Source organism: Pseudomonas sp. NPDC077451, assembly GCF_044543345.1.
Classification (GTDB): Bacteria; Pseudomonadota; Gammaproteobacteria; order Pseudomonadales; family Pseudomonadaceae; genus Stutzerimonas.
Map to the genome: position 1 here is coordinate 368,774 of NZ_JBITVX010000003.1, position 18,847 is coordinate 387,620.

The following is an 18,847-nucleotide window of genomic DNA, read 5'->3' on the forward strand; positions in this document are numbered from 1 at the left end:
ATGAGCGCTTCACTCGCTATCCGCCCCATGCTTTATGAAGAAACCCTACCCGGCGGCGGCCACACTTCCTTCGTGCTCAAGCGTGGTCAGCTGTTGCGCCTGACCGACCTCGAAGGCGGCGCCAACGTCAGTCTGCTGATGTTCAACGCGCATGAAAAAAGCGAGCGTCTCAACCTGCCGGACACGCTCAAGTGCCAGCACACCGCCAAGCTCACCACTGGCCATTGCCTGTATTCGGATATGGGTCGGGTGCTGGCCTGCATCACAGCCGATACCTGCGGCTGGCATGACAGTTTCGGTGGCGTACTGAACGCTGACGAAGTCGCCGAGAAATACGGCCAGGGTCGCTATCAGGAACTGCGCAACGGCTTCTTCCGCAACGGCACGGACAACCTGCTGGTGGAAATGGGCAAGTGGAACCTGAATCTGCAGGACCTGCTGATGACACTCAATTTGTTCAGCAAGGTCACCGTGGACGCCGACGGCGGCTTCGCCTTCGAGGCTGGCAACAGCAAGGCCGGCGACGCCGTGGAGCTGTACGCGCCAATGGACACACTGGTTGTGCTGACCGCATTGCCACACCCAATGGACCCGAGCCCCGAGTACGCACCGAAACCCGTCCAGCTTAGCTGGCACCGCGTCGACAGCGATGGCATCAGCGTGCTTTGCCGTACCTCGCGCCCGGAAAATACCCGCGGCTTTCACAACACCGAACGACTCTACATCTGAGGAAGGGGTGCCCAAATGACCATCCACGAAAGCAACCTGCACCCCGAAGCCGCCACTTTCCGGCATGTGATTCCGGCTGGCGAGCCCTACCTGTTCGAGATAAAGGCCGGCCAGACCCTGCGCCTGCTCGATCTGGAAGGCAACCAGGCGGTCGACACCCTGTTTTTCAGCGCCATGAACCCGCGTGAGCGTTTCGATCCGCAGCGCACGCTGCGCCGGCAGAACAAGGTCTATCTCACCACCGGCACGGTGCTCTACTCGAACCTTGGCAACCCGCTGCTGACCATCGTCGCTGACACCTGTGGCCGTCACGACACGCTCGGCGGGGCCTGCGCGCAGGAAAGCAATGTGGTGCGTTACGCCCTGGACAAGCGCTACATGCACAGCTGTCGCGATAACTTCCTGCGCGCCAGCCTGCACGACGGTCGCCTGGAGAAGCGCGACATCGGAGCCAACATCAACTTCTTCATGAACGTCCCGGTCACGCCCGAGGGCGGCCTGACCTTCGCGGATGGCATCTCCGCCCCTGGCAAATATGTCGAGCTGAAGGCCGAGCAGGACGTGATCGTACTGATCTCCAATTGCCCGCAACTCAACAACCCGTGCAACGGCTGGAACCCCACGCCAGCCGAGGTGCTGGTATGGGACTGATGCGCTGGTTGCGCCGCTACCTGCTGCCGTTGATGCAAGCACGTGCCGGGCAGCGGCCCACCAAACCCAAGCCGGATGCGCGGGGGAAGGATGATCATCGCGCGGCCCAGTAGCACAGAGGGATGGGCCGCGCGGCGCCCTGCTTGAGCGTCGTAGGGTGGGCTTCAGCCCACCGTTAGCAGTACGTCCACATGGTGGGCTGAAGCCCACCCTACCAATGGATGAACCCCCGGACGGCCGGGGGCGATGAATGAATATAAGCGGGACGGCCCGCCTCCCCCAGAGGGACTGAAGATGTTCGAAACACTCCTGATCGCCAACCGCGGCGCTATTGCCTGCCGCATCCTGCGTACGCTGCGTGCCTTGGACGTGAAAGGCGTTGCCGTCTACTCGGAGGCCGATGCCGCCAGCTTGCATATCCAACAGGCCAGTGAAGCCCATAGCCTCGGCGAAGGCGCTGCCTCGAACACCTATCTGGCGGTCGACAAGATTCTCGCCATTGCGCATCGAACCGGTGCGAAAGCGATCCATCCGGGCTATGGCTTCCTCTCCGAAAACGCCGCGTTCGCCGAAGCCTGTGAGGCGGCCGGTATCGCCTTCGTCGGGCCGACGCCAGAGCAGCTCCGGGTATTCGGCCTCAAGCACACCGCCCGCGCGCTGGCCAAGCAGTACGGCGTGCCGATGCTGGAAGGCACCGAGCTACTCGACAACCTCACTGTTGCGCTAGGCGCAGCCGACCAGGTCGGCTATCCGGTCATGCTCAAGAGCACCGCTGGCGGCGGCGGCATCGGCATGCGGGTTTGCCGTGACGCGGCTGAACTGGCGGATGCCTTCGACGCAGTGAAACGGTTGGGGCAAAACAATTTCAGCGATGCCGGCGTATTCATCGAAAAATACATCCAGCGCGCCCGTCATCTGGAAGTGCAGGTATTCGGTGATGGTGAGGGCGATGTGATCGCCCTCGGCGTGCGCGACTGCTCTGTGCAGCGGCGCAACCAGAAGGTGTTGGAGGAAACCCCGGCGCCGAACTTACCCGCCGGCATGGCCGACGCGCTGTGCGAGGCGGCGATCAAGCTGGCCAAGGCGGTCAGCTATCGCAGCGCTGGCACGGTCGAGTTCGTTTATGACAGCGAGGCCGAGCAGTTCTACTTCCTCGAAGTGAACACCCGGCTGCAGGTCGAGCACGGCGTGACCGAGCAGGTCTGGGGCGTCGATCTGGTGCGCTGGATGATCGAACTGGCGGCCGGTGATCTGCCTCCGCTGACCGAGCTGGCCAAGAGCCTGAAGCCCGAGGGCCACGCCATCCAGGCGCGGCTCTATGCAGAGGACCCGGGGCGCGATTTTCAGCCGAGCCCTGGGCTGCTGACCGCGGTCCAGTTTCCAGCTGCCGACGACAAAGCACTGCGCATCGATACCTGGGTCGAAGCAGGTTGCGAAATTCCGCCCTACTTCGACCCGATGATCGCCAAGCTCATCACCTACGCGCCGACCCGTGAGGCAGCCAAGGCTGCGCTCGATCAGGCCTTAGCCGACAGCCTGCTATATGGCGTCGAGACCAACCGCGACTACCTGCGCCAGATTCTCGCGTATGCCCCGTTTGCCAAGGGCAACCCCTGGACCCGTTGCCTGGACGGCCTGACTTACCAGGCGACCACTTTCGAGGTGCTCACCGCTGGCACCCAAACCACCGTTCAGGACTTTCCCGGCCGGCTCGGTTACTGGGCTGTCGGCGTGCCTCCGTCCGGGCCGATGGACAGCCGTGCGCTGCGCCTGGGCAATGCGCTGCTGGGTAATCCGACCGATGCAGCGGGCCTGGAAATCACCATGAACGGGCCGATCCTGCGCTTCAACACCGATGCGGTGGTCGCGGTAACTGGCGCCGACATTCCGGTGAAGCTCGACGACGTCGAGCAACCGATGTGCACTACGTTTCTGGTCAAGGCTGGCAGCACGCTTGCGCTCGGCACCATCGCCGGGGCCGGTGCGCGCAGCTACCTATGCGTACGCGGCGGGCTGCAGGTGCCCGATTACCTGGGCAGCAAGAGCACCTTCACCCTTGGCCAGTTCGGCGGTCATGCCGGACGCGCATTGCGCGCCGGTGATGTACTGCATATTCCTGAACTCGCCGACCGCAGCGCCGGTGCCAGCCTGCCTGTCCAGCTCTGCTCGCCGCTGCCATCGGTACGCGAGATCCGAGTGATCTACGGCCCGCACGGCGCCCCGGAATACTTCACTGAAGGCTATATCGAGCGCTTCTTCGCCACCGACTGGGAAGTGCATTTCAACTCCAGCCGCACCGGCGTTCGCCTCATAGGACCGAAGCCCGAGTGGGTGCGTGACAGCGGCGGCGAGGCCGGCCTTCACCCCTCGAACATCCACGACAACCCTTACGCCATCGGCGCCGTGGACTTCACCGGCGACATGCCGGTCATCCTCGGCCCGGACGGCCCGAGCCTCGGCGGTTTTGTCTGTCCAGTGACCATTATCGAGGCAGACCTCTGGCAGCTCGGCCAGCTCAAGGCCGGTGACTGGGTGCGCTTCGTGCCGGTGGATGTGGCCATGGCGCGTGAGTTGGCTAAGACCCAAAATCTTGAGTGCGCCAACCTTTGTAGGAGTGAGCTTGCTCGCGATCAGCCATGCGAAAGGATCGCCAGCAAGCTGGCTCCTACAACAGCCCATGCCCTCACCTCGCCCATCGTTCTCGATCTGGGTAACGACGACACCCGCCTGGTCGCCCGGCTCTCCGGCGACATCCATTTGCTGCTGGAAATCGGCGCACCCGAACTGGACCTTGTCCTGCGCTTCCGTGGCCACGCATTGATGCAGGCGCTGGAGGCGAAGAACCTCAACGGCGTGATCGACCTCACCCCCGGCATCCGCTCCCTGCAGGTCCATTACCAGCCGGAGACCCTGTCGCTTCAAAGCCTGCTCGACACCGTCGCCGGCCTCTGGGACGCGGTGTGCTCGGCGCAAGATCTCCGCGTCCCGTCGCGCATCGTGCATCTGCCACTTTCCTGGGACGACCCGGCCTGTCAGTTGGCGATCGATAAGTACATGACCACGGTGCGCAAGGACGCACCCTGGTGCCCGAGCAATCTGGAATTCATCCGTCGCATCAACGATCTGCCGAACCTCGACGAGGTGCATCGCACAGTGTTCGAAGCCAGCTATCTGGTGATGGGCCTGGGCGACGTCTACCTCGGCGCGCCAGTCGCAACCCCCCTGGACCCGCGGCATCGCCTGGTCACCACCAAATACAACCCGGCGCGCACCTGGACCGCGGAAAACTCGGTCGGCATCGGTGGCGCCTACATGTGCGTCTATGGCATGGAGGGCCCGGGCGGCTACCAGTTCGTTGGACGCACACTCCAGATGTGGAACCGCTACCGCGCGGTCGAGGCGTTCGGCGGCCAGCCCTGGCTGCTGCGCTTCTTCGACCAGATCCGCTTCTACCCGGTTTCCGCCGAGGAGCTTTTGAAGATCCGCCGCGATTTTCCGCTGGGCCGCTACCCACTGACGATCGAAGAGACCGAGCTGCGCCTGTCCGACTATCAGGAATTCCTGGCTAAGGAAGCCGCGGGTATCGAGGCCTTCCGCAGCCAGCAGCGCGCTGCTTTCGACGCCGAACGCCAACGCTGGATCGCGTCCGGCCAGGCGCACTTCGAGAGCGAGGAAGTCGCCGCTGAGCTCGGTGAAGACGCCCCGCTGGGCGCCGGCGAGCATGGCATCGAAAGCCACATTGCCGGGAATCTCTGGCAGGTATCCGTGACCGAGGGCGCTCGGGTAGAAGCCGGCGACGTGCTGGTGATCCTCGAGAGCATGAAGATGGAAATCCCGCTCACCGCACCTGTTTCCGGCGTGGTGAAGGACATCCGTGTTCAGCCAGGCTCGCCCGTGCGTGCCGGCCAGCGGGTGGTGGTGATCGAGGGCGCGTAAGGCTCCCTGCCCAACAGATGACCGTAGGGTGGATCACGCCTCACCGATCCACCAACCCGCCCACCGGGCCGTCCCGAATATCATGCGTGGAAAAGGCGTTGCCGTTTTCCACCCTACGAGGAATACGACATGACAACCGACTTTGACCTACGCCTCGACACACTGCGCGCGGCTTACTCCAGCGCCAAGCTGTCACCGCGCGCACTCATCGCTGCAGTGCACGACCAAGCCACTGCGCTCCAGGCCGAATTCAACCTCTTCATCCATCTGCTAACAGAGGATGAACTCGAGCCCTACCTCGCAGCGCTGGACAGCAAATCCCCGGCTGAGCTGCCGCTCTACGGCATCCCCTTCGCCATCAAGGACAATATCGACCTGGCCGGCATCCCGACCACGGCAGCCTGCCCCGCCTTTGCCTATACGCCGGACACCAGCGCGACCATCGTCGAACAACTGATCACCCTCGGTGCCATCCCGCTGGGCAAGACCAACCTCGACCAGTTCGCTACCGGCCTCAACGGCACCCGTTCGCCCTACGGCGAGTGCCGCAACAGCGTGCATCCGGAGTATCCGTCGGGCGGCTCCAGCGCCGGTTCGTCCCTGGCCGTAGCACTCGGCCTGGCGAGCTTCGCATTAGGCACGGACACCGCCGGTTCCGGTCGGGTGCCGGCCGCGTTGAACAACCTGGTCGGCCTCAAGGCCAGCAAGGGTTTGATCTCCACCGCGGGGGTAGTCCCGGCGTGCCGTACGCTGGATTGCGTCACCTTCTTCACCGCCACCGCGGCCGAAGCCAGCCAGCTGCTGGCCCTGACCGCCGAACTCGACCCGTGCGACGAATACAGCCGCGCCAATCCGCTGTGGAACGACGGTTCGGCGTTTGGCCAGGTCAAATCTTTCCGTTTCGGCGTGCCCAAACAACCGGAATTTCTCGGCTGCCCGGAAAGCCCGGCGCTGTTCGCCACCACCATTGAGCACCTGAAAGCGATGGGCGGCGAGCCGGTGGAGATCGACTTTTCGCCATTCCTTGAAGCCGCGCGGCTGCTCTATGAAGGCCCCTGGGTTGCCGAACGCTACAGCGTTGCCGGCGCGTTGATCGAGCAACAGCCCGACGCCGTGCTGCCAGTGATCAAGGCGGTACTGGAAAAGGCACCGGGCACCACTGCCGTGCAACTGTTCCAGGCCGAGTACCGGCTGCAACAGCTCAAGGCCGTCTGTGACCGGATCATGGCCACGGTGGATTGTGTACTGACCCCGGCCTACCCGCGCCCGGTCACGCTGGACGAGCTGCACGCCGAGCCGGTCAAGCGCAATTCGGACCTGGGCTACTACACCAATTTCATGAACATGCTGGACTACGCCGCCGTGGCGGTGCCGGCGGGTGTGATGCAGAACGGCCTGCCCTGGGGCGTGACCTTGTTCGGGCGAGTATTCACCGATCAGTACCTGCTGAGCCTGGCCGACATGCTGCAACGGCAACATGGCATCGCATTGATCGGTGGGCAGTCGATCACCTCGCCTGCCCCACAGAACACCGCACGCAGCGACCGCGCCCGTGTCGTGGTCTGTGGCGCGCATCTGGATGGCTTGCCGCTGAACTGGCAGCTCAAACAGCGCGGCGGCCGATTGCTCGAAGCGACTTGCAGCGCAGCGCACTACAAACTGTACGCGTTGGCCGGCGGCCCACCGTTCCGCCCGGGCATGGTGCGAGTTGCCGATGAAGGCGTCGCCATTGAGGTGGAGATCTGGGAAATTCCGAGCAGTGAACTGGGCTCCTTCCTCACCGGCATCCCTGCTCCCCTCGGGCTGGGCAAGGTACAACTGGTCGATGGCAGTTGGGAGACCGGCTTCATCTGTGAGCCGTACGGTTTGGAAGGCGCCGCGGATATCAGCGAGTTTGGCGGCTGGCGCGCGTACATCAAAAGCCGCTCCTAACGCTTTTCGTAGGGGGAGCTGGCTCGCGAACAGCCAGGTAAAGCAGCCGGTTTGGGGGCATGGCCTGCTTCTATATCCCCCCGGCGACGCTCTGGCTCGGCACTCTCAAATACTGCGGTGCCGTCCGGAACATCCCCTCTCAGACGTCCTCCGATGCAAAGCGACGCCGAATAGTCGGCTCTATTTGCATCAGAGGAGGTTCCATGCGCATCACCCTTCCACGTCTCGGTTTTGGCGGCGCGCCGTTGGGCAACATGTTCGCCCCGCTCGACGAAACCACCGCCGACGCTACGCTCAAGGCCGCTTGGGATGCCGGCATCCGCTACTACGATACCTCTCCGCACTATGGCGCGGGCCTGGCCGAACAGCGCTTCGGACGTCTGCTGAGCAAAAAGCCCCGCGATGAATTCGTCCTGAGCACCAAGGTTGGCCGCTTGCTGCAGCCGACCAGCAGGCCGGAGAACGCCCAGCCCTTTGTCGATGAGCTGCCGAACAAGCGCGTGGTCGACTACTCCGCTGACGGCGCACGACGCTCCATCGAAGACAGCCTGGAGCGTATGGGCGTGAATCGTATCGATGTCGCCTTCATCCATGACGTGTCCGAAGACCAGTGGGGCCCACAGTGGACCGAGTATTTCCAACAGGCCATGCAGGGCGCGGCGAAAGCGCTGACGCAGATGCGTGAAGAAGGCCTGATCCGCGGTTGGGGGCTTGGCGTGAACCTGGTCGAACCCTGCCGCATGGCCCTTGAGCAATCCGACCCGGACGTGTTTCTGCTGGCCGGCCGCTATTCTCTACTCGACCACCGCGAAGCGCTGGATACGCTATTTCCCACATGCGTGGAGCGTGGCGTCGGGATCGTTGTCGGCGGGCCGTTCAACTCCGGTGTACTGGCCGGTGGCGAGCACTACGACTATGCGGCCGCGCCCGATGATATTCGCCAGAAGACCTGGCAGATCGAAGCGGTATGTCAGGAGTTCGATGTAGATATCCGGGCTGCGGCGCTGCAGTTCTGCCTCGCGCATCCCGCCGTCCTGTCAGCCATTCCGGGCACCAGCAACCCGAAGCGTCCTGCACAGTACGTGCAACAGTTCGAGGCCGAGATCCCGAGTGACTTCTGGCGGGCGCTGAAGGCTAAACAGTTGCTGCCTGAAGATGCCCCGGTGCCGAGCTGACGCTCCGACTGGTGGTGGCGATACTGCCAAGGCATGGCCTGCGCGTCCCGCCACCACCCTCTTCAAACCGCCCCGCCGGGCCTTTTCGCACCCAATCCGAGCGCGAGTGTCGCGCTTAGCGTGATAGCGAACACTGCGAGAATCGCGATACCCGTTTTCGAGATGATCAAGGCACCGTATCGAATCCCCTGCATGCGCACCGCGTAATCAGAGCAGGACGTGCCGGCTTGGGCCTCAAGGCAGTCTCGCGCAACGGAGGCCAAGCTCGATCGGACAAATTGGTCTGCCAACTCGGCAAAGTGCAGATGAGCGAACTGAATCGCGAGGGCAAATGCCAACAACAGAACGAGCAGCAGGAGGAATGATCGAGTCGAGGTCCTTGCAAGGTGGCTGACAAGGAGCGCCACGGCGAGGACCAGCACTGCAACAGCGCCCTGTCCGATCGAAACAAACTCCACCTGTAGAAGCGCTTCGACTGGCTCCGAATATGCACATCGGGACGCGAGACTGCGACTGCAGGCCACCACGCGCTGCCAGTCGCGCTCTGACAGGTGTTCCAACGCGCTGCCTATAAACCAGCTGATGATCTTTACCGCGCCGGCACCAATCGAAAGGAAGGCAAGCAGCAACAGTCCGAAAAGCGGAAACCTCTGCATTCGTGGACATCCATTTCCGAAGGTCCTCGATCATAGCCGGCCAAACGTTCCGGTTGCCTAACCCAGGCTGCAAGCCGTGAGGCCGGTCGCAGGGCGTGACAGCGAAGGCCCTGAAATCGCAAAGCAACTTCGCTGACCGGCAGCACCATCGCGGCGCACTGCTCACCATTTGAGCGCAAATTGCCTGCCGCCCTGACGCGATAAGCTGTCGAGATAAACCTCTCATCCCATTGATATTTAACGTGAACAGCTTCTACAAATTGAACTGGCACGCAACCTGCTCTACCCAGCACAGAACGGGATGAGTCGCGACAGCGCTCACATCGCTCGGCACACAGGAGCTACACAACAGGCGAACTAGGGTTCCGGCTCATGCAGATGAGCGCTGGTCCGAGAGTTCTCCGGTCCCACGGATTGGGACTACACGGCGGGATAAAAGCCCGGGAGGACGCGATGTCATCCCGTGCCGGTTCTTCCACTGTGTAGGAGTTTCACCATGACAGGTCCGCTGTTTCCTTCGCTGCACAAGACCCTGCTCGGCGCCACCCTGGCCGTCGCGACCGTATTCGCGCCGCTGGTGGTTCAGGCGGCGGAAAAACTGAAGATCGGCACCGTCGTCTGGGCTGGTTACGGGCCGTTCTACGTGGCCGACAAGAAAGACCTGTTCAAACCTCACGGCCTGGATGTGGAGTTGCAGTTCTTCAACGACCCGGCCCTGATTCCCACCGCCATGCTCAGCCGCGCACTCGATGGCGGCATGCTGACCTATGACCAGGTCGTTGCCTCCGTCGCCAAAGGCCTCAAGCACCGCGTGGTGATGCCCATCGATTTCTCCAATGGTGGTGACGCCATCGTCGCGGATGCGTCGATCAACTCTGTGGCCGATTTCAAAGGCAAGAAAATTGGCTACAACCCGCTCTCGCCCTCCGATTTCCTGCTCGCCTACGCCCTGCAACAGAACGGTATGACCGAGAAGGATATCCAGCCGGTCAACATGACGCCCGAAGGCATTCCCGGTGCCATGGCCTCAGGCAACCTGCCGGTTGGCGTGACCTACGAGCCCAACGTGTCGCAGATCCTCTCCATGGGCAGCGGCGACAAGTTCAAGGTCGTTTATTCCTCCAAGGATGCGCCCGGCCTGATCACCGATGTGCTGGTCTTCGACGAAGCGGTGATCTCCAAGAAGCCTGCCGCCATCAAGGCGATGATCCAGGGTTACCTCGACGGGCTCGCCTACATGCAGGCGCATCCCGAGGAGTCGGCAGACATCATTGGCGAGGTGCTGGGCGTCAGCGCCGAAGAAGCCTCCGAACAGATGTCCGGTGCCTACAACATCCCGCTCGCGGAAATGAGCAAGAGCTTCGCGCCCAGCGACGACACCCATTCCTTCCATGGCAGCGGCGCGATCATTGCCAAGTTGCTGGTGGATAACGGCCAGATCCCCTCCGTCCCGGATTTCAGCGACACCTACGACGCGCAGTTCACCGAAGCACTCGCCAAGTAACGCGCGCCGGGGCGAGTAGCGCTCGCCCCGACAGGAGACCCGTATGAAAACCCGCAAGCCACTTTTCCGTTATGCCGATGGTCGACTGCCGAACACACTGGTCATGACCTACGCCCTGCTCGGCTACATCGCAGGGCTGATGATGCTGTTCCCGGCCAATGGCTGGTTGAATGCGTTGGGTACGCTACTGCTTGGTCACGCAATGATCATTGCCGCCTACCTGATTCATGAGTTCGCTCACGGCACCATTTTCAGCGTGCCCAAACACAATCAGTGGGCGGGCAATGCCTGCAGCTGGCTGGCTGGCAGCTGCTATGCCGACTTTCAGGACCTGCGTAAGAAACACATGCGTCACCACGTCGACCGTGCCGACGTGATCACCTTCGACAGCAAGGCTTTTCTCAAGGCCCGCCCCCTGTGGTTCCAGAAGCTGGTTGTAGCGCTGGAGTGGGCCTACGTGCCGGCAGTCGAATTGATCATGCACGGCTACGTGATCGTGCTGCCCTTCGTCACCCGCAACGAAAAGCACCGTGCGCGCCGCGGCAAGGTCGCCCAGATCATGCTTATCCGCGCGCTGCTGTTCGGGCTGCTTGGCTGGTTCTCGCTGAAAGCTCTGGTGCTGTATGCCGTGGCCTGGATGCTGATGGTCACTGTGCTGCGCTTCGCCGACGCCTACCAGCACACCTATGACGCCTTCGCTGTGCTCGAGGACGGCCAGGTGCCGGAAAACAAGCAACGCGACCGCGCCTACGAGCAACTCAATACCTTCAGCAATGTGGTGTCCGCACGCTGGCCATCGCTGAATCTGCTGCTGCTCAACTTTCCCTACCACAACGCCCATCACGAGAAACCGGTCGCGCCCTGGTATCGCCTGCCCGCGCTGCATGCCGAGCTGTACGGCAGCGCCTACAACCAGGTCATTCCGATGCGCGACCTGCTCGGCAGCTTCCACCGCTATCGCCTGCGTCGTGTGCTGGATGACGACTATGGCTCGGTCGGTGAAGGTCCGCAGAAGGCCGACGGCTTCTACGGTGCAGTTGGCGTGTCTTTCCTCACGGCGGTGTGAAATGCATAAAGCGCTCGATTATCGCGGACGTTGCGTCGTCCTCACCGGTGCTGCTGGCGGTATAGGCCGCCAGCTGGCAAAAACCTACGCCGACGCCGGCGCCACGCTGGAGCTGGTCGATCGCGACCCCGACGCACTGGCCGAACTGGCCGAAAGCCTGCAACCGGAGGGGCCGCTGCACGCCACCACGTTGGAACTCGGAGACTGGCACGCCGTGCAGCACTTCGCTGACGACTTGGCCTGCCGTAACCGCTCGGTCGAAGTGCTGGTCAACAATGCCGGTCTCGAATACCAGACGCCGATTACCGACCCTGGCGCCAAGGCTGATGCCTGCTGGACGCATTTGCTCGACAACAATGTGTCGTCCATGCAGCGACTGACCCGCGCGCTGCTGCCTCGTCTTCGTGCCGGTGCCAGTGTGATCAACCAGGCCTCGATCTGGGGGCTGAAAGGCGTACCGGGCTTTTCCGCCTATGCGGCCAGCAAGCATGCGGTGATCGGCCTGACCCGTTCACTGGCCTGGGAATTGGGACCGCGGCGCATCCGCGTCAATGCCGTCTGCCCAGGCTGGATCGGCACCGATGCAGCGATGCGTTCGCTGCGCATCATGGCCGCGAAAAACGGGCGCAGTGAAGCCGAAGAACTGGTCGCGGTGCTGGCGGCCCAGGCGATTCCGGAGCTGCTGACCCCGGCGGACCTATCCGGCACCTTCTTGTTTCTCGGTTCGCCGCTGGCGGCGGCGCTCACCGGGCAGGCGTTATCGGTCAGCCATGGCGAGGTGATGCATTGATGAATCGCCAGCCACTGGAAGGCAAAGTGGCGCTGGTCACCGGCGCGGCAACCGGGATTGGTCGGGCCACCGTGCTGAGCCTGGCGCAAGTGGGCGCGAGCGTCTGGATCAACCACCTCGGCCAACTGGAACTGGCAGAGCAACTGTGCGCGGCGGTCGATGCGCTTGGCGGCCGAGCACGTTGCGTCGAAGCGGACGTCGCTTCAGCGGCGGGCGTGGCCGGGATGTTCGAGCAAATCCTCGCCCAAGGGCCGCTGGACCTGCTGGTGAACAACGCCGGCATCATTCTGGAACAACCCTTTCTCGACACCACAGAGCAGGACTGGGCACGGGTACTGGATGTCGATCTTCACGGTGTCTATCGATGCACACAGCAGGCGCTGCGGCATATGCAGCCGCGTGGTTGCGGCGCCATCGTCAATGTAGCTTCAGACCTCGGCTTTCTCGGCCGCAGCGACTACGCCGCCTACTGCACCGCCAAGGCCGGCGTGATTGGCCTGACCCGCTCGCTGGCGCGTGAATTCGCCGCCAGCGGCATACGGATAAATGCCGTCGCGCCAGGCCCCATCGCCACGGCGATGGTCTCAGCAGAAAACATGAGCGCCGAATGGATGGCCAAGGAGCTGGACATTCCCATGGCCCGACTCGGCACACCTGATGAAGTTGCGGCAGCCATCGTTTTTCTGCTCTCGCCACAGGCCAGCTATTTCACCGGGCAAATACTTGGGCCCAACGGCGGTTCCTGGATGGGCGCATGACGACCCTGTTGCCACAGGTCCTGCTGGTCACGGGTGCCGTCGCCTGGGGCCTCGGCTGGTTGCCCTTGCACCATTTCGCCAGCGTTGGCCTGGTCGGCATGCCGTTGGTGTTGCTGGTCTACGGACTGCTCAGCCTGATCGCCTTGCCGGTGCTCTGGCGCGAGCGTCATGCCTGGGCAGCGCAGCGCAACGGTCTACTGGCCATCGCCATCTGCGGTGGCGGTGCGACCGCTGCGCTGGTCACGGCCCTGGCCACCGGCGATGTGGTGCGGGTGATGCTGTTGTTCTACCTGGCGCCGGTCTGGGGCGTGCTGGGTGGCTGGCTGTTGTTGGGCGAACGCCTGACAGCGCTACGAATCGGCGCGCTGTTGGTGGCCATGCTCGGCATCGCCCTGACCCTTGGCGTCAGCCGCGAGCTGATCCGTCCGCTGAGTGGCAACGACTGGCTCGCATTGGCGGCCGGCCTCGGTTTCAGTCTGAACAATCTCGCTACCCGCGCCGCCGACCGGGTGCCGCTGGCCAGCAAGACCTTGGCGCCTTTCGTCGGTAGCGCTCTGATTGCCGCCGTGCTCTGTCCATTGCTGAGCGATTACCCGCCACCGCTGAGCCTCACGCTGAGCTGGCAGATCGGGTTGATGGCCCTCGGCTGGCTGTTGAGCATGGCCGCGGTGCAGTACGGCGTCAGTCATATCGAAGCCGGCCGTGCGGCAGTGCTGGTCGTCTTCGAGCTGGTGGCAGCGGTGCTCTCTTCCGCCTGGTTCGGTAGCCAGGCCATTACCCCACATGAATGGCTAGGCGCGGCGCTTGTGACCTTTGCCGCACTGATCGCCAGCTGGCCGGAACGTCCGGCCCTGACCGTAATTCGGAGCCCTTCGCTATGAACAGCGTGCACATGGATCAACTCAGTTGGGTCGAATACGAACGCCGCGTGCGTGATGGCGCTGTGCTCTTTCTGCCCTGCGGTGCCACCGAACAGCACGGGCCGCATCTGCCGCTGGGCACCGACGCGCTGCTCGCCAGCGCCATCTGCGCCGATGTGGCGCAACGCATCGGCGGGCTGGTCGCACCCGCCCTGTCTTACGGCTACAAATCACAGCCCAAGTGTGGCGGCGGCCAGCACTTTTGCGGCACCACCAGCCTGGATGGCGCCACGCTGAGCGCGCTGGTCCGCGACGCGGTGCGTGAATTCCACCGACACGGCGTCAGGCGACTGGTGTTGGTGGTCGGGCATTACGAGAACCAGTGGTTCGTCGGCGAAGGCATCCAATTGGCGCTGCGCGAACTGGGCCCGGATGCCGGTCTCGAGGTCATGCGCCTGGAGCATTGGGACTTCTGCCGTGAGCAGACCCTGGCTGACGTGTTTCCAAACGGCTTTCCAGGCTTTGCCCTTGAGCACGCGGCCGTCATCGAAACCTCACTGATGCTGCATTACTACCCCAGCCTGGTAGCGCTGGAGCGCATCCCGGAGGATGCCTGCGCAGATTTTCCACCGTACGACATGTATCCGCCCCGCACTGAATGGGTGCCACCTTCAGGCGTGCTGTCTTCGGCCAAGGGCTCGACAGCGGGCAAGGGACAGCGCATGGCCGACGACATTGTCAGCGGCATCGCTGCGGCGGTCTGCCATGAGTTCGACCTGGGGAACCTGCAGTGAACCTCGCACTGGCGCATACCGCGCTGCTGGTGATCGACATGCAGCGCGACTTCTGCGCGCCGGGCGGCTATGCCGATCAGGCTGGGCTGGACATCGAGCGCCTGCGCGCACCCATCGAACCTATCCGCCAGCTGCTGGTGGCGGCGCGACGATGCGGGTTGTTGGTCGTGCACACCCGAGAAGGCCATCGCGCCGACCTCAGCGACCTCCCCGACACCAAGCGCCGACGTGCCGAGGCCAGCGGCGCGCCAATTGGCAGCCCCGGTCCGTTGGGCCGTCTTCTGGTGCGGGGCGAACCTGGCAATGCGCTGATCGAGGAGCTCACGCCCGAACCGGGCGAGCCGGTGATCGACAAGCCCGGCTACAGCGCCTTCGCTCATACCGACCTGCAACTGCTGCTGCAAAACCGCGGGATCGGTCAGTTGATCCTGACTGGTGTAACCACCGAGGTCTGCGTTTCCTCAACGCTGCGCCAGGCGGTGGATCTCGGCTACGCCTGCCTCACGGTCGCTGACGCTTGCGGCTCTGCCTACCCGGCACTGCATGCCGCGGCACTGTCGATGATCGGCGTCGAAGGCGGACTGTTCGGCGAAGTCATCACCAGCGATGCGCTGATCGCCTTGCTGGAGATGCCCGCATGACCGATGTGCTCAAGCTCTGGCCCCTGCTGACCGCCACCCATCGCTACGACAAATCGATTTCCACCCGCAACCGTGGCCACGGCACCCTGATCGAGGCGCCAATCCTGGCGTTCCTGATCGAGACCCGGCAGGGCCGCATCCTCTTCGATGTCGGCTGCGACTACGCCAAGATCAACGACCCGGCACTCAAAGCGCGCTGGTTCGATCCGCTGGAGTTCCCGATGGGGCCACCGGACATGCGTGACGACCAGCGTTTGCCGGCCCACCTGGCCCGGAACGGCCTGACGCCGGCCGACATCGACCTGGTGTTTCTCAGTCACCTGCATTTCGACCACGCCGGCGGGCTGTGCGAACTGTGCGGCTGCGACGTGCATGTGCACGAGGCCGAGCTGGCGGCCGCTCTCGACGAAGCCGACGATGCCTACTTCGCCGACGATTTCACTGGCCCGTTCGTTGACCAGAACCGCTGGAGTCTCCAGCGCGAGGAATACCAACTGGTGCCCGGCGTGCAGGCGATCAACACACCCGGCCACACCGCTGGGCACATGTCTCTGCTGATCGAACTGCCGCACGGCAAGCCCGTCATCCTGACGGGAGACGCGGCGGATCTGGAAGAAAACCTCACCGATGAAATAGCGCCCGGTCTCTGCTGGCAGGACCGCGAAGACATGGCGCTGGACAGCATCCGCAAGCTCAAGGGATTGGCCGCCGATAGCGGGGCTGAGTTGTGGCCGAACCACGACATGGCCTTCTGGCGAACCCTCAAACGATTCCCGGAGTACCACGCATGAACAGCATTCCCGAGACCTACATGGGCGTATGGCGCCGTCGCCTGTTGACCACCAGCGACGGATGCCGCGACGAAACCAGCGATGTTTACTGGCTGCAGACGGCCCATCTGCACGCCGACGTGCGCATTCCCCATCCCCCCACCACCGCTGCCTCGCTTGCCACGTGCACGCATGCACAACAGCTGGCTCTGTGCGAACAGGCCGGTTTTGCCGGCTTGACCATGGTGGAAGCTGACATTTGCCAATGGCATCGGCTGATCGACTACCAGCCGCCCAGCGGCTCACCCGACATTGGCCGCATGCGCTTCGAGGGGCCCGATCGGTTGCTCGAAGATGGCCTGGACGGCCGCTATCACGAAGTCTGGCAGCGTGTACCCGAATCCAGCGGCACCAACTGGGGACTGTGGCTGCGGTCAGCCGATGAACCTGAGCGCCAGGCCTGCCTGCTGGTTGCCGGGGATTACTTCATGTTCGTTGCCGACAGGCCTGCGCCCTTGGACCCCGAAGGTGGGCAGCTACGCGACCAACTCGCCCGCGCCACTCCGGCAAAACGCCTCGAACTGCTGGCCTGTGAAATCTCTTTCGGCCGACAACGCAACGGCGCGACGCCCTGGATGATCAGCCATTCGACCTTGCCGGGGCGTGTCGGCGACAACCTGCTGCCGAGCTACTGGAATTTCAGCCAACCCGCCGGTATTCCCGAAGGGGACCTGGCCCGCATCGGTCAATTCCCGCCGGCCCTCGGCTGGGTAAGCGTGGCGAATCCGATTTCAGCTCTCGTTCAGGAGGTAGTCGCATGACGGCGCATTTGTCCCTTAGCGCGAACACTAACCTGGAGCCGCGCGCGGCGGTCGCAGCGCAACCGATCAGCGCAGAACCCGCGCCCGTTGCCAAGCCGCGCAGCGCCCGCTGGTGGCGCATTCGTGGCGATCTGCCGAAAACCACGGTTTGGACACTGGCCGCAGCGGGCCTGATTTCACCGTTCATTCTCTGGTGGGCCTATACCGCGCTAGGGCTGGCAGACCCGATGTTCATGCCCAGCCCCGGCGCCGTGCTGGAGCGACTAGGCCGCTGGTGGTCGAGCGAAGGCCTGCTCACCGACATAGGCATCAGCGTCTGGCGGGTCATGGCCGGGTTCGGCGCTTCGGCTTTACTGGCGCTGCCGCTAGGGCTGTATATCGGCACCTACCGCCCGGTGCAGGCGTTTCTCGAACCCCTGACCGACTTCATCCGCTACATGCCGGCGGTGGCCTTCATACCGTTGGTGATGCTGTGGGTGGGCATCGACGAAGGCTCGAAGGTGCTGATCATCTTTATCGGTACCTTCTTCCAGATGGTGTTGATGGTCGCCGAAGACGTCCGCCGCGTGCCGATGACCCAGATCGAGGCCGCCCAGACCATGGGCGCCAACCGCAGCGAGATCGTCAAGCTAGTGATCTTGCCATCCGCGCGCCCGGCAATCCTCGACACCCTGCGCATCACCTGCGGCTGGGCCTGGACCTACCTGGTGGTTGCCGAGCTGGTTGCCGCCAATTCGGGCCTCGGCTACGCCATTCTCAAGGCTCAGCGCTACATGCACACCGACAAGATCTTCGCCGGCATCCTGCTGATCGGGCTGATCGGCTTGCTCACCGACCAGGCCTTCCGCTGGCTTTCCCGCCGCGCCTTCCCGTGGAGGACACAAGCATGACCGACGCCAAGATCCGTATTCAGCAGGTAGGCAAAACCTTTATCAGCGACACGCGCGAGGTCGAGGCGCTGCAATCGGTCAGCCTGGATGTGCGCCCAAACGAATTCATCACCTTCGTCGGCGCGTCGGGCTGTGGCAAATCCACGCTGCTGCGCATCATTGCCGGCCTGGAAACCCTGAGCCGCGGCGAAATCCTGCTAGACGGCAACCCTGTGGATGGCCCCGGCGTCGACCGCGCCATGGTCTTTCAGCACTACAGCCTCTACCCATGGCTTACGGTCATGAAAAACATCAAGTTCTGCCGCCAACTCAAAGTGATTTCGGACACCGTGCGTGGCGATGGCGACGTTGAAACCGCTAGCGGGCGAGCCGACGCCCTGCTCAGCCTCATGGGCCTGACGAACTTTGCCGAGGCCTTTCCAAGCCAGCTGTCCGGCGGTATGCAGCAGCGCGTGGCCATCGCCCGCGCGTTGATGCCCAAGCCAGCGACATTGCTGATGGACGAACCCTTCGGCGCGCTGGACGCCCAGACGCGTGAGGTGATGCACGACCTGATCCGCCACGTGCACAAGCTCGAGAAAACCACGATTCTGTTCGTCACCCACGACGTCGAAGAAGCCATCTACCTCGGCGGCCGCGTGGTGCTGATGGCGCCACGGCCAGGGCGAATCGATTCCATCTATGAGGTGCCGCTGCCAGCGCAGCGCGACCAAGACATGAAACTGTCGCCCGAATTCACCGCGTTGAAACGCGAGATCCTGACGCGCATCAGGGAAACGTCAGGCATGCAGACCGATCTCGATCAACTGGCCAAACTCACGGCCATTGCCGGGTAATCCATCGACTGGCCGCGCGGACTCCCCCACCTGCGCGG

General features: G+C 63.3%; 17 protein-coding genes and 1 riboswitch. Of the genes, 16 read left to right on the top strand and 1 reads right to left on the bottom strand.

Annotation, left to right across the window (positions count from 1 at the left end):
- From ACIGHL_RS08135 to ACIGHL_RS08155, 5 genes are all read left to right on the top strand, one after another.
- Positions 1 to 729: an urea amidolyase associated protein UAAP1 gene (locus tag ACIGHL_RS08135; protein WP_128121464.1), complete on the top strand. Its 729-nt coding sequence runs from the start codon at positions 1 to 3 to the stop codon at positions 727 to 729.
- Between the two features lie 15 nt (positions 730 to 744).
- A complete protein-coding gene (locus tag ACIGHL_RS08140; RefSeq protein ID WP_128121465.1) occupies positions 745 to 1,380 on the top strand; it encodes an urea amidolyase associated protein UAAP2 in 636 nt (211 codons plus the stop codon).
- A 294-nt stretch (positions 1,381 to 1,674) separates the two neighbouring features.
- Positions 1,675 to 5,316, top strand: a complete 3,642-nt coding sequence (gene uca, locus ACIGHL_RS08145; RefSeq protein WP_216706824.1) for an urea carboxylase — start codon at positions 1,675 to 1,677, stop codon at positions 5,314 to 5,316.
- A gap of 129 nt (positions 5,317 to 5,445) precedes the next feature.
- A complete protein-coding gene (gene atzF / locus ACIGHL_RS08150) occupies positions 5,446 to 7,248 on the top strand; it encodes an allophanate hydrolase (protein ID WP_128121466.1) in 1,803 nt (600 codons plus the stop codon).
- Positions 7,249 to 7,451: 203 nt separating this feature from the next.
- Entirely contained in the window at positions 7,452 to 8,423 is a 972-nt protein-coding gene (locus ACIGHL_RS08155) for an aldo/keto reductase (protein ID WP_128121467.1), read from the top strand.
- Between the two features lie 62 nt (positions 8,424 to 8,485).
- On the opposite strand, the gene ACIGHL_RS08160 is transcribed toward ACIGHL_RS08155, so the two are convergent.
- A complete protein-coding gene (locus tag ACIGHL_RS08160; protein WP_128121468.1) occupies positions 8,486 to 9,079 on the bottom strand; it encodes a hypothetical protein in 594 nt (197 codons plus the stop codon).
- Between the two features lie 346 nt (positions 9,080 to 9,425).
- A riboswitch (guanidine-I (ykkC/yxkD leader) is annotated at positions 9,426 to 9,528 on the top strand.
- A gap of 47 nt (positions 9,529 to 9,575) precedes the next feature.
- On the opposite strand from ACIGHL_RS08160, the gene ACIGHL_RS08165 reads away from it, so the two are divergent.
- Genes ACIGHL_RS08165 through ACIGHL_RS08215 form a run of 11 tightly spaced genes read left to right on the top strand, consistent with a single transcriptional unit; the run spans position 9,576 to position 18,809 of the window.
- Complete coding sequence (locus ACIGHL_RS08165) at positions 9,576 to 10,583, top strand: ABC transporter substrate-binding protein (RefSeq protein WP_128121469.1); 1,008 nt, start codon at positions 9,576 to 9,578, stop codon at positions 10,581 to 10,583.
- 43 nt (positions 10,584 to 10,626) lie between these two features.
- Positions 10,627 to 11,649, top strand: a complete 1,023-nt coding sequence (locus ACIGHL_RS08170) for a fatty acid desaturase family protein (protein ID WP_128121470.1) — start codon at positions 10,627 to 10,629, stop codon at positions 11,647 to 11,649.
- Between the two features lies 1 nt (position 11,650).
- A complete protein-coding gene (locus ACIGHL_RS08175; protein ID WP_128121471.1) occupies positions 11,651 to 12,439 on the top strand; it encodes an SDR family NAD(P)-dependent oxidoreductase in 789 nt (262 codons plus the stop codon).
- Entirely contained in the window at positions 12,439 to 13,197 is a 759-nt protein-coding gene (locus ACIGHL_RS08180) for an SDR family NAD(P)-dependent oxidoreductase (RefSeq protein ID WP_128121472.1), read from the top strand. Before ACIGHL_RS08175 ends, ACIGHL_RS08180 begins: the two co-directional genes overlap by 1 nt.
- Positions 13,194 to 14,078 (top strand): DMT family transporter, encoded by an 885-nt coding sequence (locus ACIGHL_RS08185; protein ID WP_128121473.1) that lies wholly within the window; start codon positions 13,194 to 13,196, stop codon positions 14,076 to 14,078. Before ACIGHL_RS08180 ends, ACIGHL_RS08185 begins: the two co-directional genes overlap by 4 nt.
- A complete protein-coding gene (locus ACIGHL_RS08190) occupies positions 14,075 to 14,851 on the top strand; it encodes a creatininase (protein WP_128121474.1) in 777 nt (258 codons plus the stop codon). The genes ACIGHL_RS08185 and ACIGHL_RS08190 overlap by 4 nt, the downstream gene beginning before the upstream one ends.
- Positions 14,848 to 15,492, top strand: coding sequence for a cysteine hydrolase family protein (locus ACIGHL_RS08195; RefSeq protein ID WP_274540960.1), 645 nt, complete (start codon positions 14,848 to 14,850; stop codon positions 15,490 to 15,492). The genes ACIGHL_RS08190 and ACIGHL_RS08195 overlap by 4 nt, the downstream gene beginning before the upstream one ends.
- Positions 15,489 to 16,283, top strand: coding sequence for an N-acyl homoserine lactonase family protein (locus ACIGHL_RS08200; RefSeq protein ID WP_128121475.1), 795 nt, complete (start codon positions 15,489 to 15,491; stop codon positions 16,281 to 16,283). The genes ACIGHL_RS08195 and ACIGHL_RS08200 overlap by 4 nt, the downstream gene beginning before the upstream one ends.
- The gene (locus ACIGHL_RS08205; protein WP_128121476.1) at positions 16,280 to 17,083 is read left to right on the top strand and encodes a hypothetical protein; all 804 of its coding nucleotides are present in this window, start codon (positions 16,280 to 16,282) and stop codon (positions 17,081 to 17,083) included. Before ACIGHL_RS08200 ends, ACIGHL_RS08205 begins: the two co-directional genes overlap by 4 nt.
- The gene (locus tag ACIGHL_RS08210; protein ID WP_128121477.1) at positions 17,080 to 17,973 is read left to right on the top strand and encodes an ABC transporter permease; all 894 of its coding nucleotides are present in this window, start codon (positions 17,080 to 17,082) and stop codon (positions 17,971 to 17,973) included. The genes ACIGHL_RS08205 and ACIGHL_RS08210 overlap by 4 nt, the downstream gene beginning before the upstream one ends.
- Positions 17,970 to 18,809 (top strand): ABC transporter ATP-binding protein, encoded by an 840-nt coding sequence (locus ACIGHL_RS08215; RefSeq protein ID WP_128121478.1) that lies wholly within the window; start codon positions 17,970 to 17,972, stop codon positions 18,807 to 18,809. The genes ACIGHL_RS08210 and ACIGHL_RS08215 overlap by 4 nt, the downstream gene beginning before the upstream one ends.
- The last annotated feature ends 38 nt before the right edge of the window (positions 18,810 to 18,847 follow it).

What these genes read in the sequence shown, in the direction of transcription:
- ACIGHL_RS08135 (WP_128121464.1), top strand. Translation starts at nt 1, where the DNA reads ATGAGCGCTTCACTCGCTATCCGCCCCATGCTTTATGAAGAAACCCTA.
- ACIGHL_RS08140 (WP_128121465.1), top strand. Translation starts at nt 745, where the DNA reads ATGACCATCCACGAAAGCAACCTGCACCCCGAAGCCGCCACTTTCCGG.
- uca (WP_216706824.1), top strand. Translation starts at nt 1,675, where the DNA reads ATGTTCGAAACACTCCTGATCGCCAACCGCGGCGCTATTGCCTGCCGC.
- atzF (WP_128121466.1), top strand. Translation starts at nt 5,446, where the DNA reads ATGACAACCGACTTTGACCTACGCCTCGACACACTGCGCGCGGCTTAC.
- ACIGHL_RS08155 (WP_128121467.1), top strand. Translation starts at nt 7,452, where the DNA reads ATGCGCATCACCCTTCCACGTCTCGGTTTTGGCGGCGCGCCGTTGGGC.
- ACIGHL_RS08160 (WP_128121468.1), bottom strand. Translation starts at nt 9,079, where the DNA reads ATGCAGAGGTTTCCGCTTTTCGGACTGTTGCTGCTTGCCTTCCTTTCG.
- ACIGHL_RS08165 (WP_128121469.1), top strand. Translation starts at nt 9,576, where the DNA reads ATGACAGGTCCGCTGTTTCCTTCGCTGCACAAGACCCTGCTCGGCGCC.
- ACIGHL_RS08170 (WP_128121470.1), top strand. Translation starts at nt 10,627, where the DNA reads ATGAAAACCCGCAAGCCACTTTTCCGTTATGCCGATGGTCGACTGCCG.
- ACIGHL_RS08175 (WP_128121471.1), top strand. Translation starts at nt 11,651, where the DNA reads ATGCATAAAGCGCTCGATTATCGCGGACGTTGCGTCGTCCTCACCGGT.
- ACIGHL_RS08180 (WP_128121472.1), top strand. Translation starts at nt 12,439, where the DNA reads ATGAATCGCCAGCCACTGGAAGGCAAAGTGGCGCTGGTCACCGGCGCG.
- ACIGHL_RS08185 (WP_128121473.1), top strand. Translation starts at nt 13,194, where the DNA reads ATGACGACCCTGTTGCCACAGGTCCTGCTGGTCACGGGTGCCGTCGCC.
- ACIGHL_RS08190 (WP_128121474.1), top strand. Translation starts at nt 14,075, where the DNA reads ATGAACAGCGTGCACATGGATCAACTCAGTTGGGTCGAATACGAACGC.
- ACIGHL_RS08200 (WP_128121475.1), top strand. Translation starts at nt 15,489, where the DNA reads ATGACCGATGTGCTCAAGCTCTGGCCCCTGCTGACCGCCACCCATCGC.
- ACIGHL_RS08205 (WP_128121476.1), top strand. Translation starts at nt 16,280, where the DNA reads ATGAACAGCATTCCCGAGACCTACATGGGCGTATGGCGCCGTCGCCTG.
- ACIGHL_RS08210 (WP_128121477.1), top strand. Translation starts at nt 17,080, where the DNA reads ATGACGGCGCATTTGTCCCTTAGCGCGAACACTAACCTGGAGCCGCGC.
- ACIGHL_RS08215 (WP_128121478.1), top strand. Translation starts at nt 17,970, where the DNA reads ATGACCGACGCCAAGATCCGTATTCAGCAGGTAGGCAAAACCTTTATC.